The following is a 17,024-nucleotide window of genomic DNA, read 5'->3' on the forward strand; positions in this document are numbered from 1 at the left end:
GTTTCGGTGGTCATAGCGTGAGGGAAACGCCCGGTTACATTCCGAACCCGGAAGCTAAGCCTTACAGCGCCGATGGTACTGCAGGGGGGACCCTGTGGGAGAGTAGGACACCGCCGAACAATCTTTGGAAGGACCCCTGGTCCCAGCGTTCAGCTGGGACCAGGGGTCCTTTTTGTTTTTCTGTAGCGCGCCGGGTACCCGGGTGCGCGAGAATGTTTGCGGTACCGAAGACAGGAGTCACCGATGTCCACCAACTCTCCCGACGATCGACCGGAGCGCGACCAGCGGCGACGGGACAGTAGTGGGGACCGTGACAACCGTGGCGGCGACCGCGGGGACCGTGGCGGCTTCCGACGTGACGACCGGCGTGATGATCGGGGTTCGCGTCCGGCGTTCCAGCGTGACGACCGTGGGCCGCGTCGCGACGACCGTGGTGAGCGTCCCCCCTTCCGTCGCGATGACCGACGGGATGACCGGCGTGATGATCGGGGTTCGCGTCCGGCGTTCCAGCGCGATGACCGYGGTGACCGTGGCCCGCGCCGCGACGACCGTGGTGAGCGTCCCCCGTTCCGTCGGGACGACCGTCGCGATGACCGCCGGGACGACCGTGGTGATCGGCCCGCCTTCCGTCGGGACGACAACCGTGGCGGTGGCTTCGACAGGGGTGACCGTGGGCCGCGTCGGGACGACCGTGGTGGACGGCCCGGTGGGTCCGGTGGGTTCCGGGGTCGTGACGGGCGGGACGACCGCCGGGACGACCGGCGTGGTGGCGGGCCTCGTTTCCGCGACGAGCGGGACCGGGACCGTGAGCCGATCAAGCGGCTGCCGATCCCGGAGGACGTCACCGGCGACGAGATCGACAAGGACGTACGGCAGGAGCTCCAGAGCCTGCCCAAGACCCTTGCCGAGGATGTCGCCAAGAACCTGGTGATGGTTGCCCGGTTGATCGACGAGGACCCCGAGGGTGCCTACGGGTACTCGAAGGTGGCCCTGCGGCTCGCTTCGCGTGTCGCCGCCGTGCGGGAGGCGGGCGGGTTCGCCGCGTACGCCACCCAGAGGTACAGCGAGGCGCTCGCCGAGTTCCGTGCCGCGCGCCGGATGAGCGGCGGTGTCGAGCTGTGGCCCGTCATGGCCGACTGTGAGCGTGGGCTCGGGCGGCCGGAGAAGGCGCTCGACATGGCCGGTGCTGCCGAGGTGAACAAGCTCGACAAGGCCGGCCAGGTGGAGATGCGGCTCGTCGCGGCGGGCGCCCGGCGTGACATGGGGCAGCTGGACGCGGCCATCGTGACCTTGCAGAGTCCTGAGCTCGCCGCCGGCTCCGTCCAGCCGTGGACCGCGCGGCTGCGGTACGCGTACGCCGACGCGCTGCTCGCCGCCGGGCGCGAGGGCGAGGCACGGGAGTGGTTCGCGAAGGCCCTCGAGGCCGACCGGGACGGCAGCACGGACGCCTCCGACCGGCTCGCCGAGATGGACGGGGTGGACTTCGTCGACGCCCTGGTCGAGGACGAGGACGAGACCGCGCCCGGGATCGAGTCCGAGGACACCGTCGTCGAGCAGGCGAGCGACGCGGAAGAGGCCGAGGACGCGGTCGAGGACTCGGGCGAGGGCCACGTTGGTCGGGACGAGGCCGGCCACGCCGTCGTCGACCGTGACGAGGACTGACGTAGGCCGCTAGCAGCGGCGAGGGGCGGGATCCGGTAGGCACCGGGTCCCGCCCCTTCGTGCGTTCGGGGTGCGGTGCGTTCAGAGATCGAGTGCGCGCAGGACCAGGCCCGAAGCGGGCTTCGGGCCGAACGACGTCGACTTGCGGGGCATCGTGACGCCCTGCCGGGCGAGATCGCGGACGACCTCCTCGCGGACGGGGTGCAGCAGGACCGCCGTACCGCCGTCGCGTTCCGCCTTGCGTACCGTCGCGGCGGTGTCGTGGATGTAGGCGATGCGGGCGGGGTCGTCCTCGGGGATGTGCCAGACGTGGTCGAGGAGCGTGGCGTGCAGGACCGTGGCGTCCAGGGTGCGCCAGGCCTCGGGGAAGTCGGCGGGGATCGTGCGGTCCAGCAGCGCGGGGTCCGGGCGGTCGACGAGGTGGAAGGCGCCGTCGCCCGCCAGCAGGAAGCCGTTGCCCGCGCAGGCCGCGTCCGCGAGGACGTCGAGGGCCTGCGCGAGAGGGACGTCCAGGCGCTGGACGCGGAAGCGGCCGTCCAGTGCGGCGAGCGCGTCGGCGACCGGGAAACCGTGCAGGAGGCGGTGGATGGCGCGGACGCGCAACGGGAAGCGGGCGGTGTCCACCAGGAGGACCAGACCGTGGTCCCAGGGACTGGGGGAGGGGTGCTCCGCGCGTAGACGCAGATAGGTCGCCCAGCGGTGGTGACCGTCGGCGATGAGGGCCTGGTGGTGGGCCAGGTCCGCGAGGACGCGGGCCGTCTCGGCGGGGTCGGTGATCGCCCAGAGGCGGTGGCTGTAGCCGTCCTCGGTGGTGGTGGACAGGAGCGGGGGACGCTCCGCCGCGCGGTCCACGATCTCTGCCGCCGTGCCGTTGCCGCGGTAGGTGAGGAGGAGGGGTTCGAGGTTGGCGTGCGTGGCACGCATCAGGGCGGCTCGGTCCGCGACGATGTGCGGCATGACGTCCTCGTGGGGAAGGACGATCCCCTCCGAGGGCTCCGAGACGCGCAGGGTGCCGATCAGGCCGCGCTGGAGCATGCCGTCCGCGTGCCGCTGCTCGTAGACGTACAGGGCGGGCTCGGGATCCGCGGTCAGGACGCCCTCGGCCAGCCAGCCGCGCAGGGTGTCGGCGGCCTGTTCGTTGCGGGCGGCGGGAGTGGTGGCCTGGGGCAGGATCAGGCGGACGATGTTGTACGGGTCCGCGTCCTGGAGGTGGTGCAGGCCGTCGGGACGGACCACTACGTCGTACGGCGGGGACGTGACGGCGGCGAGACTGCCGACCCGGTCGGGGTCGTAGCGCAGGCCTCGGAACGGGGTGAGTTCCAGGCCTCGGGGCGCCGTTGCTTCCGAGTGACCTGCTGAGTTCATCCCGGCATCGTACGTCTGTCGGTGTCTGTCGGTGGCATGCGGGATGATCGGGGGAAAGCGGAGCGAACGAGGAGCGATGTGGAATGAGCCGGAGCGTCAGGACGAGGCCCGAGGGCAGTGGGCAGGCCCTGAGCGAGGCGTACGACACGGCGCTGCTCGACCTGGACGGGGTGGTGTACGCGGGGGGCGACGCGATCGCGTACGCCGTCGAGTCGCTGGCCACCGCGCGTGCGGGCGGGATGCATCTCGCGTACGTCACCAACAACGCGCTGCGGACGCCGGACGCGGTGGCCGGGCATCTGACGGAGCTGGGGATACCGACGGGCGCCGGCGACGTCATCACCTCGGCGCAGGCGGTCGCGCGGCTGATCAGCGAGCAGGTGCCGGCCGGCGCGCGGGTGCTGGTGATCGGCGGGGAGGGCCTGCGGGTCGCGTTGCGCGAGCGCGGGCTCGAGCCGGTGGAGTCGGCGGACGACGACCCGGCGGCCGTGGTGCAGGGGTTCGGCGGGCCCGATCTGCCGTGGGGGCGGTTCGCGGAGGCTTCGTACGCCGTCGCGCGCGGGGTGCCGTGGTTCGCGTCCAACACCGACTTGACGATCCCCAGCGGGCGTGGCATCGCGCCGGGCAACGGCGCGGCGGTGCAGGTCGTGCGGATCGCGACCGGTGCCGAGCCGCAGGTCGCGGGCAAGCCGCTGCCTCCCATGCACCGGGAGACGATCCTGCGGACCGGCGCCGAGCGGCCGTTGGTCGTCGGGGACCGGCTGGACACGGACATCGAGGGGGCGTTCAACGGCGAGGTCGATTCGCTGCTCGTCCTCACCGGCGTCACCGACGGGGCGCAGCTGCTCGCCGCGCCGCCTCGGCACCGGCCGACGTATGTCGACGGCGATCTGCGGGGGATGCTCACCGGTCAGCCCGAAGTCGCCGTGGACGGTGGCGGTTTCCGCTGCGGTGGCTGGACGGCGAGCGCGGGTGCCGAGAGCCTGGAACTGGCGGGGGACGGCGAAGCCCTGGACGGGCTGCGGGCGTTGTGCGCGGCGGCCTGGACGGCGGCCGGTGAGGGGACGTGTGAGCTGGACGGAGGGAAGGCGCTGGCGCGGCTGGGGTTGTGAAGCGCGGGGCCTGAGGAGGCGTGGGCGGTGGGGCCGCGAAGCGGTGATGCTGTGAACCCCGGCACGGGTAGTGATCAGGGATCGAGACAGGTTGGCAGGGTAGGCTAACCTAACTGCGTGTTGGTCGACAGTGTTCCCGAACAGCGCGCGGAGACCGCCCCCGCGCCTCCAAACCGCCGGGCGATACGTTCCGTCGGGCTGCTCGCCGCCCTGGCGGTCCTGCTGCTGGTGGCGGTGGCGAGCATCGCCGTCGGGGCCAAGGAACTGTCCGTGGCGCAGGTGCTGCACGGACTGTTCGAGGACTCGGGGACCTACGCGGACGTCGTGGTCGACGAGCGGTTGTCGCGGACCGTGCTGGGGCTGCTGGTCGGGGCCGCGCTCGGACTCTCCGGTGCCGTGCTCCAGGCGCTGACGCGCAATCCGCTGGCCGATCCCGGGCTGCTCGGCATCAACGCGGGCGCCTCGGCGGCCGTCGTCACCGCCATCACCTACTTCGGCGTCACGAGCCTGACCGGCTATGTGTGGTTCGCCTTCTTCGGGGCGGCCGCCGTCGGTGCGCTGGTCTGGTTCCTCGGCGGGAGCCGGGGAGCCACGCCGGTGCGGCTCGCGCTCGCCGGCACGGCGATCAGCGCAGCGCTCTACGGCTATCTCCAGGCCGTGATGATCATGGATGGCGCGGCGCTCGCCAGGATGCGGTTCTGGACAGTCGGTTCGCTGTCCACGGCGACCGACGACACCATCCGGCAGGTGCTGCCCTTCCTGGTCGTCGGCAGCCTCCTCGCGTTCGTCCTCGCCCGGCCGCTGAACGCCGTGGCGATGGGCGACGACACCGCCAGGGCGCTCGGCGCCGACCTCAACCGCACGCGGGCGCTGTCGATGCTGGCCGCCACCGTGCTGTGCGGTGCCGCGACCGCGGCCTGCGGGCCGATCGTGTTCGTCGGGCTGATGGTCCCGCACATCGTCCGTTCGTTCACCGGCCCCGACCTGCGCTGGATCATGCCGTACGCGGCCGTCCTGTCGCCGGTGGTGCTGCTGGGCTCCGATGTCATCGGCCGGGTCGTCGCCCGGCCCTCGGAGGTCCAGGTCGGCATCATCACCGCGATCATCGGCGGGCCGGTCTTCATCTTTCTCGTACGACGGCGGAGGACGGCCCAGCTGTGAAGACCGCGCAGAAGATCCCGCACGGCCGCCCTCGGGCGCTGCGTACCCCGGGCGGGTTCTCCGTCCGGCTGGAGCCGCGGGCGCTGATCGTCGTCGCCGCGCTGGTGGTGGCCGCGCTCGCCGCGAGCGTGGTGCTGATCGGCACCGGCGACTTCCCGATCCCGCCCGCGGACGTCGTGAAGACGCTGCTCGGCGACGGCAACGCAGGCCAGGAGTTCATCGTCAACGAGCTGCGGCTGCCGCGGGTCCTCGTGGGCCTGCTCGTCGGGGCTTCGCTGGGGCTCGGCGGCGCGCTCTTCCAGGCCGTGTCGCGCAACCCGCTGGGCAGCCCCGATGTGCTGGGGCTCGGGCAGGGCGCGACGGCCGGTGCGCTCGTGATGATCGTGCTGTACTCCGGGACCGCCACCCAGGTGACCGTCGGCGCGCTGGTGGGCGGCCTGGTGACCGGGGCCCTCATCTACCTGCTGGCATGGAAGCGGGGCGTCCACGGGTACCGGCTGGTGCTCGTCGGCATCGGCATCTCGGCGATCGCGACGGCGGTCAACGGCTATCTGATGACCAAGGCCGACTTCGTCGACGCGGCCCGCGCGGTCGTGTGGATGACCGGCACCCTCGACGGCCGTGACTGGAAGCAGGTCTGGCCGCTGCTCGCGCTGGCCTGTGTGCTCGTGCCGCTCGTGCTCGCCAACGCGCGCGGGCTGCGGATGATGGAGATGGGCGACGACGTCTCCCACGCGCTGGGGGTGCGGGTGGAGCGCGTCCGGCTGGTACTGATGGTCTCCGCCGTGCTGCTGACCGCGGCCGCCACCGCCGCCGCCGGGCCCGTCAGCTTCGTGGCGCTGACCGCGCCGCAGCTCGCCCGGCGCCTGACCCGCTCGCCCGGGCCCAATCTCGTGCCGTCCCTGTGCATGGGCGCCGCCCTGCTGGTCACCGCCGACTGGGCCTCGCAGCGCCTCTTCGGCGACGGACACCTGCCCGTGGGCGTGGTCACCGGTGTGCTGGGCGGGGTGTACCTGCTGTGGCTCCTCGTCACCGAGCGCAGGGCGGGCCGGATATGAGAGGCGCGGTCGACGACACCGGCCGCCCGGCCGACCGGAACAATCCAAGGAGCACCGTGAACCGCCTGTCCGCCGAGAACGTCACCCTCGCCTATGACCAGCGGGTCATCGCCGAACAGTTGTCGGTGGAGATACCGGACAACTCCTTCACGGTGATCGTCGGCCCGAACGCCTGCGGCAAGTCGACGCTGCTGCGGGCGCTGTCGCGGATGCTGAAGCCGAGTCAGGGCCGGGTGCTGCTCGACGGGCAGGTCATCCAGTCGATGCCCGCGAAGAAGGTCGCGCGGACGCTGGGGCTGCTGCCGCAGTCGTCGATCGCACCCGACGGGATCACCGTGGCCGACCTCGTGGGCCGCGGCCGCTACCCGCACCAGGGCATCCTGCGCCAGTGGTCGGCCGAGGACGAGCGGATCGTTCAGGAGTCCATGGCGCAGACCGGGGTCGCCGAGCTCGCCGACCGCTATGTCGACGAGCTGTCCGGCGGCCAGCGCCAGCGGGTGTGGATCGCGATGGCCCTCGCCCAGCAGACACCGCTGCTGCTGCTCGACGAGCCGACGACGTTCCTCGACATCCAGCACCAGATCGACGTCCTGGACCTGTGCGCGGAGCTGCACGAGGAGCAGGGGCGCACGCTCGTCGCGGTGCTGCACGACCTCAACCACGCGGCCCGGTACGCGACCCACCTGATCGCGTTGAAGGACGGCGAGGTCATCGCGCAGGGCGCGCCGAACGACATCGTCACCGCCGCCCTGGTGGAGGAGGTCTTCGGGCTGCGCTGCCAGGTCATCGACGACCCGGAGACGGGGACCCCGCTGGTGGTTCCGGCGGCGCGCACGGCGCGGGCACGGGCCGGACAGGCGGCGCGGGCGGTCGCTACAGAAGTTTCCTGAGCTGGAACAGATCGCGCAGCCCCGCCTCGAGCTTCACCCGCCCCGAGCCCCAGGCCTTGGCGAAGTTCAGCTCGCCGGCGACCAGCGCGACCAGGTCGTCGCCCGTCATGGTCAGCCTGATCTGGGCCTTCTCCGCCGGAGGCCCCTGAAGGGTGTCCTGCACGACGATCCGGCCGTCCGTCATCCGGCCGACGAACGTGACGTCCAGGTCGGTGATCCGGCAGCTCACCGAACGGTCCAGGGCGGCGGCCGTCCGGACGTCCCCTTCGGCGCTGCGCATGTTGTCCGAGAGCTTCTCGAGTGCGGCGCGGCACTCCTCGATCGTGGCCATCGTGATCGACGGTACCCCAGGCCTTCGAGGTAGCGTCTTCGCATGAGCGACACAGCGCCGGAGCCGGGACCGGAGCCGGAGACGGAGACCGTCCCGCGGACCGTGCCCGAGGAACAGGAGCGGGAGCACGATCCCGCCGCGCCCGCCCCGCTGGGCGTCCCGCGGACCCCCACCGGCAACGCGGAGGCGGACGCGCTGCTGGACCGGCTGGCGGACGCCGACCACCTCGCCACCGACGGACACGTCGAGGTGTACGAGGATGTACACCGGGGGCTGCGCGACGCGCTCACCGCGCTCGACGCCCGCCCGGGACCTCCGGTGCCCCCGGCGTCACACCAACACAGGAGCTGAACCGAACGTGGCAGGAGTCGCACGACGCCGTCTGGACGCGGAGCTGGTCCGCCGCAAGCTCGCGCGCTCGCGTGAGCATGCCGGGCAGCTGATCGCCGCCGGGCGGGTCAGCGTCGGCAAGACGGTCGCGACCAAGTCCGCGACCCAGGTCGAGACGGCGGCCGCGATCGTCGTGGCCGCCGCCGACGACGACCCCGACTACGTGTCCCGGGGCGGCCACAAGCTCGCCGGCGCGCTGGCCGCGTTCGTGCCGCAGGGGCTCCTGGTGGAGGGGCGGCGGGCGCTGGACGCCGGCGCGTCGACCGGCGGGTTCACCGATGTTCTGCTGCGGGCGGGGGCCGCCCACGTGGTCGCCGTGGACGTCGGATACGGACAACTCGCGTGGTCTCTTCGGAGCGATGAACGCGTCACCGTCAAGGACCGTACGAACGTACGTGAGTTGACGCTTGAAGCGATCGATGGGAAGCCTGTGGATCTTGTCGTGGGGGACTTGTCCTTCATCCCGCTGGGGCTGGTGCTGCCCGCCCTGGCACGGTGCACCGCGCCGGACGCGGACCTGGTGATGATGGTCAAGCCGCAGTTCGAGGTGGGGAAGGAACGGCTCGGCAGCGGGGGTGTCGTACGGAGTCCGCAGCTGCGGGCGGAAGCGGTGCGGGGTGTGGCCGGGAAGGCGTGGGACCTGGGACTCGGGGTGAAGGGTGTCACCGCCAGCCCGCTGCCCGGACCTTCGGGCAATGTCGAGTACTTTCTGTGGCTAAGGGCCGGGGCGCCTGCCCTCGACCCGGCCGACGTCGACCGTGCAGTTGCGGAGGGGCCGCGTTGACTCAGAACCGAGCTCGTACTGTTTTCCTGCTCGCCCACACCGGGCGGCCCGCGGCCATCCGCAGCGCCGAGCTGGTCGTCAAGGGGCTGCTGCGTGAGGGCATCGGGGTGCGCGTCCTGGAGTACGAGGCCGCCGACCTGCCGCTGCCGGAGGAGGTGGAGCTGGTCTCCGAGGCCACCCCGCAGTGCCTGGAGGGATGCGAGCTGCTCATCGTCCTCGGCGGCGACGGCACGCTGCTGCGCGGCGCGGAGTTCGCGCGGGCGTCCGGGGTGCCCATGCTGGGCGTCAACCTGGGGAGCGTCGGCTTCCTCGCCGAGGCCGAGCGCGACGACCTCGACAAGGTCGTCGACCGGGTGGTGACCAAGGCCTACGAGGTCGAGGAGCGGATGACCGTCGATGTCGTCGTGCACCGCAACGGGGACATCGTGCACACCGACTGGGCGCTGAACGAGGCGGCCGTGCAGAAGGCCGGAGCGGAGAAGCTGCTCGAGGTCGTGCTGGAGATCGACGGGCGGCCGGTCACCGGGTTCGGGTGCGACGGGATCGTGCTGTCCACGCCGACGGGGTCGACCGCCTACGCGTTCTCGGCGGGCGGGCCCGTGGTGTGGCCCGAGGTCGAGGCGCTGCTGATGGTGCCGATCAGTGCGCACGCGCTGTTCGCGAAGCCGCTGGTGACCTCGCCGGACTCGGTGCTCGCGGTGGAGGTGCTGCCGCACATTCCGCCGGGCGTGCTGTGGTGCGACGGGCGGCGGACCGTCGAGCTGCCCGCCGGCGCCCGGGTGGAGGTACGGCGGGGGGCCGTACCGGTCCGGCTGGCCCGGCTGCATCACGCGTCGTTCACGGACCGGCTGGTGGCGAAGTTCGCGCTGCCCGTCTCCGGCTGGCGAGGGGCGCGTCACTAGCGGTCCGCACGCTCCGGGGCCCCGGGTGAAACTGCACTCACCCGGGTGACACGGCGCCGTCGATACACATTCTTCACCTGCGGGTTCCCCTTCCGGGGCCGGGGGGCGTCGCACTTCCTCCCCCCGACCTCGTAAGGTCTTGTCCGTGTTGGAGGAGATGCGGATACGGTCGCTCGGAGTCATCGACGACGCGGTCGTCGAGCTGTCGCCAGGCTTCACCGCTGTCACGGGTGAGACGGGCGCGGGCAAGACCATGGTGGTCACCAGCCTCGGGCTGCTGCTGGGCGGGCGCGCTGATCCCGCGCTCGTGCGGATCGGCGCCGAGAGGGCGGTCGTGGAGGGGCGCATCACCATGCCCCCGAACGCCTCGGTGGTGGTACGGGCCGAGGAGGCCGGGGCCGAGCTCGACGACGGGGCGTTGCTCATCAGCCGTACCGTTTCCGCCGAAGGGCGGTCGCGGGCGCACGTGGGCGGGCGGAGTGTGCCCATGGGCGTGCTCGCCGAGCTCGCCGACGAGCTGGTCGCCGTCCACGGGCAGACGGACCAGCAGGGGCTGCTGAAGCAGTCCCGGCAACGACAGGCGCTCGACCGGTACGCGGGCGACGCGGTGACCGTGCCGCTCGCCAAGTACACCGAGGCCTACCGGCGGCTGCGGGCCGTCGCCGTCGAGCTGGAGGAGATCGTCACGCGCGCGCGTGAGCGGGCCCAGGAGGCCGACATGCTGCGCTTCGGGCTCGACGAGATCGCCGGCGTCGAACCGCGCGCCGGAGAGGACGTGGAGCTGGCGGAGGAGGCCGAGCGGCTCGGGCACGCGGAAGCGCTGTCGTCCGCCGCCACGGCCGCCCACGCCGCCCTGGCCGGAAATCCGGAGGACCCCGAGGGCATCGAGGCCACCACGCTCGTCGCGGGCGCGCAGCGGGCCCTGGAGGCCGTCAGGTCGCACGATCCGGCCCTGTCCGCGCTCGCCGACCGGATCGGGGAGATCGGGATCCTGCTCGGCGATGTGGCGGGCGAGCTCGCGGGGTACGCCGACGACCTCGACGCCGATCCGCTGCGGCTGTCGGCCGTCGAGGAGCGGCGGGCCGCGCTCACCGCGCTCACCCGCAAGTACGGGCAGGACGTGGCCTCCGTGCTCGTCTGGGCCGAGCAGAGCGCCGCGCGGCTCACCGAGCTGGACGGCGACGACGAGCGCATCGACGAGCTGACCGCCGAGCGGGACGCGCTGCGCGCCGAACTCGGCGGGCTGGCGCAGGCGCTGACGGACGCGCGCACGGACGCCGCCGAGCGGTTCGCCGCCGCCGTGACCGCCGAGCTGGCCTCTCTCGCCATGCCCCACGCGCGCGTGTCGTTCGACATCCGGCAGACCGAGGACCCGGAGGGCGTCGAGGTCGGCGGACGTCCGGTCGCCTACGGGCCGTCCGGGGCGGACGAGGTCGAGCTGCTGCTCGCCCCGCACCCCGGCGCGCCGCCGCGGCCCATCGCCAAGGGCGCGTCCGGCGGTGAGCTGTCGCGCGTGATGCTGGCCGTCGAGGTCGTGTTCGCGGGGACGGATCCCGTGCCGACGTATCTCTTCGACGAGGTCGACGCGGGCGTGGGCGGCAAGGCGGCCGTCGAGATCGGGCGGCGCCTCGCCCGGCTGGCCAGGACCGCTCAGGTCGTCGTGGTCACCCACCTTCCGCAGGTCGCCGCCTTCGCCGACCGGCAGCTGCTGGTCGAGAAGACCAACGACGGGTCGGTGACCCGGTCCGGCGTGAAGGTCCTGGAGGGCGAGGACCGCATCCGGGAGCTGTCCCGGATGCTCGCCGGTCAGGAGGACTCCGAGACGGCCCGGGCACACGCCGAGGAACTGCTGGCCACGGCCCGCGCGGACGGCTAGCGGGGGTCGGCCCCGCCCCGCCCCGGTTTCGTCGGGTCCGGGCGCCGGGCGGCCGCCGGGCCGTCCCTGAGGGCGAAGGCACGGCCACCCAGGGGGACGGGGGCGGCGGGGCCCGGCGTTCGCGGTGGCGTCCGGGCGACCCGGGAGACGGCGACGGCTCTGCGCGCCTCGGCGCCCGCGTGGCCCGCACGCCGGGAGCGCGAGAACCGTGGGGGGCGGGCGGTCGGGCTGTGTCCCGGTTCGCTTCGCCCCGGCCGCCGTTGTGGCTGTCGGGCCTGTGGAGGGATGGGCCGCGTCGGCTGCCGTGTCTGGCGTTGGCCGCGGCCGGGAGTGCGAGGCCGCGTCGGCGGACGGTCGGGCTGTGTACGGTCCGCTGCCTGCGTGCCTGCGTGCCTGCGTGCCTGCGTGCCTGCGTGCCTGCGTGCCTGCGTGCCTGCGTGCCTGCGTGCCTGCGTGCCTGCGTGCCTGCGTGCCTGCGTGCCTGCGTGCCTGGCCGCTGCTGCGACTGGCGTGTTTGTGGAGGGATGGGCCGCGTCGACTGCCGTGCCGTGCCGTGCCGTGTCGGGCCTGGCGTGGCCGTTGCCGGGATCTGGGGGGAGCAGGTGAGCGAGGCGGCGGGGGCGGTGCTCGGGTAATCGAACGAAACCCCGGCTTATCTCACCCGTGTGGGTGATGAGGGGGGCCTTGTGACCGGGTGTCAGGGTGCTCGGCGGCACGGAACACCCGTACGTGCTGGCATCCTTGGGCGTAGTACGTGGAGGAACGCCAGCGGTCCACCCCTCCGCCCGGTCCCTCTGTACGTTTCTTCGTGACTGTCCGACGCCGAACCAGGAGCCCCGGCCACGTGAGCAGCCACTCACCGCACGGCCAGTCGTCGCTGCGCACCGTGCAGGTGCTGGGCGGCGGCAATGCCGGCAGCAGCGCGCACGTGCGTTCCCTGGCGGCGGGGCTTGTCGCGCGGGGCGTGCGGGTGACGGTGTGCGCCCCCGGAGAGGCGGATGACACCTACGACTTCACGGGGGCCGGAGCCGAACACGTGCACGTGCCGCGCAGCAGCGATCCGGGATCCGTGGCGGCGCTCCGGGCGGCCTGCACGGATGCCGACCTCGTCCACGCGCACGGACTGCACGCCTCGTTCCGGGCCGTCCTCGCGCTCAGCGGCCGGCGCACCCCGCTCATCGTCACCTGGCACAACCGCGCGCACGCCGAGGGGGCCCGCGCCCATCTGCTGCGGCTGCTGGAACGGCGGGTCGCGAGGACGGCGACCGTGGTCCTCGGCACCACCTCCGACCTCGTCGACCGGGCCCGCAGGACCGGGGCACGGGACGCACGGCTCGCCGCCGTGGCGCTGTCCCGGCCCCGCCGGACCGAGGGGAACGAGGAGTCAGATCGGCCGCCCTCGAAGCTGCGGGCCGAACTCGGCGCCATAGGGCGTCCGTTGTTCACGGCCGCCGGGCCCCTGGACGGTCTCCGCGGTCACGACCTGCTGCTGGACGCCGCGCGGGTGTGGCGCGGACTCGACCCCGTGCCGCTGGTCGTGGTGGCGGGGGAGGGGCCGCGGCGGGCGGAACTCCAGCGCCGCATCGAGGACGAGGAGCTGCCCGTCCGGCTGCTGGGGCGCCGCGACGACGTGGGCGAACTGCTCGCCGCGGCCGACCTCGCGCTGCTGCCCGGGGGCGGGGAGTCCCGGTCGGTCATGGCCCAGGAGGCCCTGCACGCGCGCGTGCCGCTCGTCGCCGCCCGCACCGGCGGCATCCGTGAACTCGTCGGCGACGCGGCCGAACTGGTCCCGCCGCACGACCCGGAGGCCTTCGCCGCGGCCGTCGTACGCCTCCTCGACGACCCCGGACGGGCCGAACGCCTCCGGGATCTGGGCACCCGGCAGGCGGCCGGCTGGCCCACCGAGGACGAGACCGTCGCCCAGGTCCTCAGCGTCTACGACGAGCTGACGCAGCCCCAGCCGATGATCTGATCCTCACGCCACGTGCCGCCGCGCCCGCAGGGCCAGGCTCAACGCCAGGACCGTCTGCGGGTCGTCGAGGTCGGTGCCGAGCAACTCCCCTATGCGGGCCAGGCGGTTGTACAGCGTCTGGCGGTTCAGATGCAGCTCGCGGGCCGTCTCCGCCTTGCGGCCGGCGTGGGCGAGGTAGGTCTCCAGGGTGGGCAGCAGGGGCGGCTTGGAGCGGTGGTCGTGGTCGCGGACCGGGCCGATCGCGCGGTCCACGAAGGCCGCCAGGTCGGGATGGTCGCGCAGCCGCCACAGCAGGAGGTCGATGTCCAGGCGACGGGCGTCGTACCAGGGGCGGTCCGACAGGCCCTGCGCGGCGGTCGCCGTCTCCGCGGCGTGTCTGAGGCCCGCCGAGGCGGCCGCCCAGCCGCCCGCCACCCCGACCACCACCACCGGCGGCTGAGCCCCCGGCCGCTGCATCCCGGCCCGTTCCACCCCGGCCCGCAGCGCCGCCGCGACCCGGTCCGCCACCGCCGAGCGCTCCGACTCCGATCGCAGGCCCAGCAGCAACGGCACCCGGCCCTCCACCGGCCGCACACCGAGCAGCACGGGCACGCCCACCGACGCCAGCTCCTCGGCGACCGCCCGCGCCAGCACCGCCCAGCCTCCGCCGGGGGAGAGACCGTCGCCCAGCCGCATGACGACCGGGAGCAGCGGACTGGGGCCCGGTTTGAAGCCGAGGACGCGCGCCTGCGCCGGGGCGTCCTCCGCGGCGATCCGGCCCTCGGCGAGGTCGGTGAGGAAGTCGCCCCGGCCGCGTGCCGCCAGCTCCTCCTCCTGGCGGGCCTGCATCAGCACCACGGCCAGGATCCCGGCCGCGCGCTCGGCGGCGATCCGGTGCACCGGTGCGAGAGGGGCGCGCACGGGCAGCAGCACGAGCCGGGCGCGCACCGAACCCGCCCCCGGCCCGCCCCCGGGCACGTCCACCAGCACCGAGCCGGCGGGCGGCGGCGCGTCCTTGTGCGGCCCGCGCAGGCCCTCCCACACCTGGAGCGGGTCCGCGCCCTCGGGCCCGGCTCCGGCGGCGTACAGAAGCTGCCCCTCGGTCGTCTCCAGGAAGACGGGGTTGCCGCTGAAGTCCGCCAGGATGCCCAGGACCTGCGGTATCCCACCCCCGCCGAGCAGCGCTTCGGTACAGCGCCGGTGCACTTCCTCGGCCCGCTGGAGCAGCGCGTAGTGCCCGTTGACGATCTCGGTGTGGATCTCCTCCGTGACGGTCACGAACGGCACCTCGCGGTGCAGCTGGACCAGGGGGAGCCCGGTCGTGCGCGCCGTCTCGACCAGGGCCGCGGGCAGCCGGGTGAAGCGCGGGCCCAGCTCCATCACCAGCGCCGCGATGCCCCGCTCGGCCAGCGTGCGGACGAACGCCCGCTGCTCGGCCGGACGGGTGCCGAGGCCGTAGCCCGTGGTCAGCAGCAGCTCGCCGCCCTTGAGCAGCGAGGCGATGTTCGGCACCTCGCCCGCGTGCACCCAGCGCACCGTGCGGCCCAGTCGGTCGGCGCCCGCCAGGATCTCGGGGAGCCCGCTGCGCAGGCCGGGCAGCTCCAGCGCGCGTCGCACGGTGATGCCGGCGCTCTGGCTGTCGAATCTGGGGTCCGTGCCGCTGTCCATGCAGCGGACGCTACCTGCGCGGACGTCCCGGTGACAGTTCCGTCCGGCATGGGGCGGTCGTCGCCGGGTAGCGGCGGCCACCGTGCGCGCCCGGATCGACGCCTACGCGGAGGCGGGACTCGACGAGATCGCGCTCGTCCCGGCGACGGCCGCAGATCCGGCGGGGGAGCGGACGCTGACGGCGCCGGCGGGTCTCGCGCAGGTCTGACGGGACGGACCCACCGCTCGCGCCGGCAGCCCGGGCCGACGGGTCGGCGGGCTTCGGCCCCGGCCCGGACGGCAGCCCGGAGGGCAGCCCGGAGGGCAGCACCAAACCGACAGCTCGGGCCGGGAGCCCGGATCGACTGCCCGGCCGGACGCCCGGACCCACTGCCCGGATGGACTGTCCGGACCCACTGCCCGGACCGACCGCTCGGGCGCCGGCGGATCTCAGGCCGGCTTGATGTTGTGGTTGAAGCGGAAGACGTTGTCGGGGTCGTAGCGACGCTTCACGTCCGCGAGCCGTCGGGCGTTCGCCTCGCCCACGCCCGCCACGACCCGGTCGGCACCCTCGTCGCCGATGAAGTTGAGGTAGACCGCGCCCGTGCTCCACGGCTGTACGTCGGCCCGGACGTCCCGGACCCACTGGACGCACCGCTCGTCGTCCGCCGGGTCCTCCCACAGCCCGAAGGGGTGCACGCCCCAGGGCGCGTCCCGGTAGGGCACGGGGTACTCGTGCGGCCCGGCGGCGATCGCGCCGCCCTGCGGGAACAGCGCGTGCATGGTCCCCGTCGGCACGGGCATGGCCCGGCCACGGGCGCAGTACACGTCCACGAAGTCGTCCGGGGCGCCCGTCAGGTACTCCGCAGACCAGTAGTTCCGCATCCCGGGCGGATCGTCGATCATGCACTGGACGTCGGCGTACGGCATCGCCCCGACGACCTCGCTCTCGTGCGGCATCGCCAGCAGGGGTTCGGCGAGCTTGCGCATGTCCTCCTCGGAGCCGGCGTACGTCAGCAGCACCCCGCACAGCAGCGTGCCGATCAGGTGCGGCGGGACGAACTCCTCCGGCGGCCCGGTGAGGTAGATGACGGCGCCGGACGCCTCGTCCGGACCGGCCGTGATCACGTCCCGGTAGGTGCGGGTGACCTCGGCGCCGAACTCGGGCAGGTACAGCAGCAGCGCGATGGAGAACTCGGGCAGCTCGTACAGCTTCAGGGTGAGCGCGGTGGCGACGCCGAAGTTTCCGCCGCCGCCGTGCAACGCCCAGAACAGGTCCGGATTCTCGTCGGCGTTCGCGTGGACCCGCCGGCCGTCGGCGGTGACCAGCTCGACGCCGAGCAGGTTGTCGACGGCCAGCCCGCAGCAGCGGTCCAGCCAGCCGGTGCCGCCGCCGAGGACGAAGCCGCCGACGCCGGTGGTGGAGGCCCGTCCGCCGGTCGTGGCCAGACCGTGCGGCTGGCAGGCGCGGTCCAGGTCGCTCATCGTGGCCCCGCCCGCGACCCGTACCGCCTCGGCGGCCGGGTCGACGGTGACCCCGCGCATATGACGCAGGTCCACCACCACGGCCCCGTCGCCCAGTGCCATGCCCGCGACGCTGTGTCCGCCGCCGCGCACCGCGACGTGCAGGTCCAGGTCCCGCGCGAAGCGCACCGACCGCACGACATCGGCCTCGTCCACGCACTGGGCGATCACGGCGGGACGGCGGTCGATCATCGAGTTGAAGACCGTACGGGCCTCGTCGTAGCCCGGATCCTCCGGGGCGAACACGTCGCCGACCAGTTCCTCGCGCAGCGCGGCGAGGGCCGCGCCCGCCTTCGATGGGGAGGCCATGAGGCGCCCCCTTCCGTACAGGGGCAGAGGGCTCCAGCGTAGGCGCGCGCGGCCGCCCGGTC

The 17,024-nt window shown here is 73.4% G+C and carries 14 protein-coding genes, 1 rRNA gene and 1 pseudogene; 12 read left to right on the forward strand and 4 right to left on the reverse strand.

The genetic code is table 11. From position 1 onward, the window contains the following. The first annotated feature begins 2 nt into the window (after positions 1-2). Both rrf and ASD48_RS14570 read left to right on the forward strand, forming a co-directional pair. Positions 3-119: ribosomal RNA gene (gene rrf / locus ASD48_RS14560) — 5S ribosomal RNA — on the forward strand. A 703-nt stretch (positions 120-822) separates the two neighbouring features. Next, positions 823-1,662 carry a tetratricopeptide repeat protein gene (locus tag ASD48_RS14570; protein WP_079073771.1) on the forward strand — a complete coding sequence of 280 codons (840 nt, stop codon included), beginning with the start codon at positions 823-825 and terminating at the stop codon, positions 1,660-1,662. 81 nt (positions 1,663-1,743) lie between these two features. Here the strand turns inward: ASD48_RS14570 and ASD48_RS14575 are convergent, their stop codons facing one another. Continuing rightward, the gene (locus ASD48_RS14575; protein WP_057602014.1) at positions 1,744-3,027 is read right to left on the reverse strand and encodes a DUF1015 domain-containing protein; all 1,284 of its coding nucleotides are present in this window, start codon (positions 3,025-3,027) and stop codon (positions 1,744-1,746) included. Between the two features lie 83 nt (positions 3,028-3,110). Between ASD48_RS14575 and ASD48_RS14580 the strand changes: the two genes are divergently transcribed. The 4 genes from ASD48_RS14580 (at position 3,111) to ASD48_RS14595 (ending at position 7,248) form a co-directional block, all read left to right on the forward strand. Continuing rightward, positions 3,111-4,139 carry an HAD hydrolase-like protein gene (locus tag ASD48_RS14580; protein ID WP_057602015.1) on the forward strand — a complete coding sequence of 343 codons (1,029 nt, stop codon included), beginning with the start codon at positions 3,111-3,113 and terminating at the stop codon, positions 4,137-4,139. A 117-nt stretch (positions 4,140-4,256) separates the two neighbouring features. Then, entirely contained in the window at positions 4,257-5,300 is a 1,044-nt protein-coding gene (locus ASD48_RS14585) for an iron chelate uptake ABC transporter family permease subunit (RefSeq protein ID WP_057602016.1), read from the forward strand. Continuing rightward, on the forward strand, positions 5,297-6,358 hold the full coding sequence (locus ASD48_RS14590; RefSeq protein ID WP_079073757.1) for an iron chelate uptake ABC transporter family permease subunit: 1,062 nt from the start codon (positions 5,297-5,299) through the stop codon (positions 6,356-6,358). The genes ASD48_RS14585 and ASD48_RS14590 overlap by 4 nt, the downstream gene beginning before the upstream one ends. Beyond that, complete coding sequence (locus tag ASD48_RS14595) at positions 6,355-7,248, forward strand: ABC transporter ATP-binding protein (protein ID WP_057602017.1); 894 nt, start codon at positions 6,355-6,357, stop codon at positions 7,246-7,248. The genes ASD48_RS14590 and ASD48_RS14595 overlap by 4 nt, the downstream gene beginning before the upstream one ends. On the opposite strand, the gene ASD48_RS14600 is transcribed toward ASD48_RS14595, so the two are convergent. Then, positions 7,232-7,579, reverse strand: coding sequence for an alkyl sulfatase C-terminal domain-containing protein (locus ASD48_RS14600; RefSeq protein WP_057602018.1), 348 nt, complete (start codon positions 7,577-7,579; stop codon positions 7,232-7,234). The genes ASD48_RS14595 and ASD48_RS14600 overlap by 17 nt on opposite strands. 42 nt (positions 7,580-7,621) lie before the next feature. On the opposite strand from ASD48_RS14600, the gene ASD48_RS14605 reads away from it, so the two are divergent. From ASD48_RS14605 to ASD48_RS14625, 5 genes are all read left to right on the forward strand, one after another. Then, positions 7,622-7,930, forward strand: a complete 309-nt coding sequence (locus ASD48_RS14605) for a hypothetical protein (RefSeq protein ID WP_057602019.1) — start codon at positions 7,622-7,624, stop codon at positions 7,928-7,930. Between the two features lie 7 nt (positions 7,931-7,937). Next, the gene (locus ASD48_RS14610) at positions 7,938-8,753 is read left to right on the forward strand and encodes a TlyA family RNA methyltransferase (protein ID WP_057602020.1); all 816 of its coding nucleotides are present in this window, start codon (positions 7,938-7,940) and stop codon (positions 8,751-8,753) included. Further along, on the forward strand, positions 8,750-9,655 hold the full coding sequence (locus tag ASD48_RS14615; RefSeq protein ID WP_020128151.1) for an NAD kinase: 906 nt from the start codon (positions 8,750-8,752) through the stop codon (positions 9,653-9,655). The genes ASD48_RS14610 and ASD48_RS14615 overlap by 4 nt, the downstream gene beginning before the upstream one ends. Before the next feature lie 157 nt (positions 9,656-9,812). Next, positions 9,813-11,531 carry a DNA repair protein RecN gene (recN, locus tag ASD48_RS14620; RefSeq protein ID WP_057602021.1) on the forward strand — a complete coding sequence of 573 codons (1,719 nt, stop codon included), beginning with the start codon at positions 9,813-9,815 and terminating at the stop codon, positions 11,529-11,531. Between the two features lie 844 nt (positions 11,532-12,375). After that, complete coding sequence (locus ASD48_RS14625; RefSeq protein ID WP_079073759.1) at positions 12,376-13,503, forward strand: glycosyltransferase family 4 protein; 1,128 nt, start codon at positions 12,376-12,378, stop codon at positions 13,501-13,503. A 3-nt stretch (positions 13,504-13,506) separates the two neighbouring features. On the opposite strand, the gene ASD48_RS14630 is transcribed toward ASD48_RS14625, so the two are convergent. Continuing rightward, on the reverse strand, positions 13,507-15,150 hold the full coding sequence (locus ASD48_RS14630; RefSeq protein ID WP_057602022.1) for a PucR family transcriptional regulator: 1,644 nt from the start codon (positions 15,148-15,150) through the stop codon (positions 13,507-13,509). Positions 15,151-15,229: 79 nt separating this feature from the next. On the opposite strand from ASD48_RS14630, the pseudogene ASD48_RS45965 reads away from it, so the two are divergent. After that, positions 15,230-15,358 (forward strand): annotated as a pseudogene (locus ASD48_RS45965) (LLM class F420-dependent oxidoreductase); the annotation flags it as partial. 221 nt (positions 15,359-15,579) lie between these two features. On the opposite strand, the gene ASD48_RS14635 reads toward ASD48_RS45965, so the two are convergent. Then, complete coding sequence (locus tag ASD48_RS14635) at positions 15,580-16,962, reverse strand: FAD-binding oxidoreductase (protein ID WP_057602023.1); 1,383 nt, start codon at positions 16,960-16,962, stop codon at positions 15,580-15,582. Between the last annotated feature and the right edge of the window lie 62 nt (positions 16,963-17,024).

Origin of the sequence: Streptomyces sp. Root1310 (assembly GCF_001426425.1) — a bacterium.
Taxonomy (GTDB): domain Bacteria; phylum Actinomycetota; class Actinomycetes; order Streptomycetales; family Streptomycetaceae; genus Streptomyces.

Bases quoted from the DNA above. Each gene is read 5' to 3' on its own strand.
- ASD48_RS14575 (WP_057602014.1), bottom strand. From the start codon at position 3,027: ATGAACTCAGCAGGTCACTCGGAAGCAACGGCGCCCCGAGGCCTGGAA.
- ASD48_RS14580 (WP_057602015.1), top strand. From the start codon at position 3,111: ATGAGCCGGAGCGTCAGGACGAGGCCCGAGGGCAGTGGGCAGGCCCTG.
- ASD48_RS14595 (WP_057602017.1), top strand. From the start codon at position 6,355: ATGAGAGGCGCGGTCGACGACACCGGCCGCCCGGCCGACCGGAACAAT.
- ASD48_RS14600 (WP_057602018.1), bottom strand. From the start codon at position 7,579: ATGGCCACGATCGAGGAGTGCCGCGCCGCACTCGAGAAGCTCTCGGAC.
- ASD48_RS14605 (WP_057602019.1), top strand. From the start codon at position 7,622: ATGAGCGACACAGCGCCGGAGCCGGGACCGGAGCCGGAGACGGAGACC.
- recN (WP_057602021.1), top strand. From the start codon at position 9,813: ATGCGGATACGGTCGCTCGGAGTCATCGACGACGCGGTCGTCGAGCTG.
- ASD48_RS14630 (WP_057602022.1), bottom strand. From the start codon at position 15,150: ATGGACAGCGGCACGGACCCCAGATTCGACAGCCAGAGCGCCGGCATC.
- ASD48_RS14635 (WP_057602023.1), bottom strand. From the start codon at position 16,962: ATGGCCTCCCCATCGAAGGCGGGCGCGGCCCTCGCCGCGCTGCGCGAG.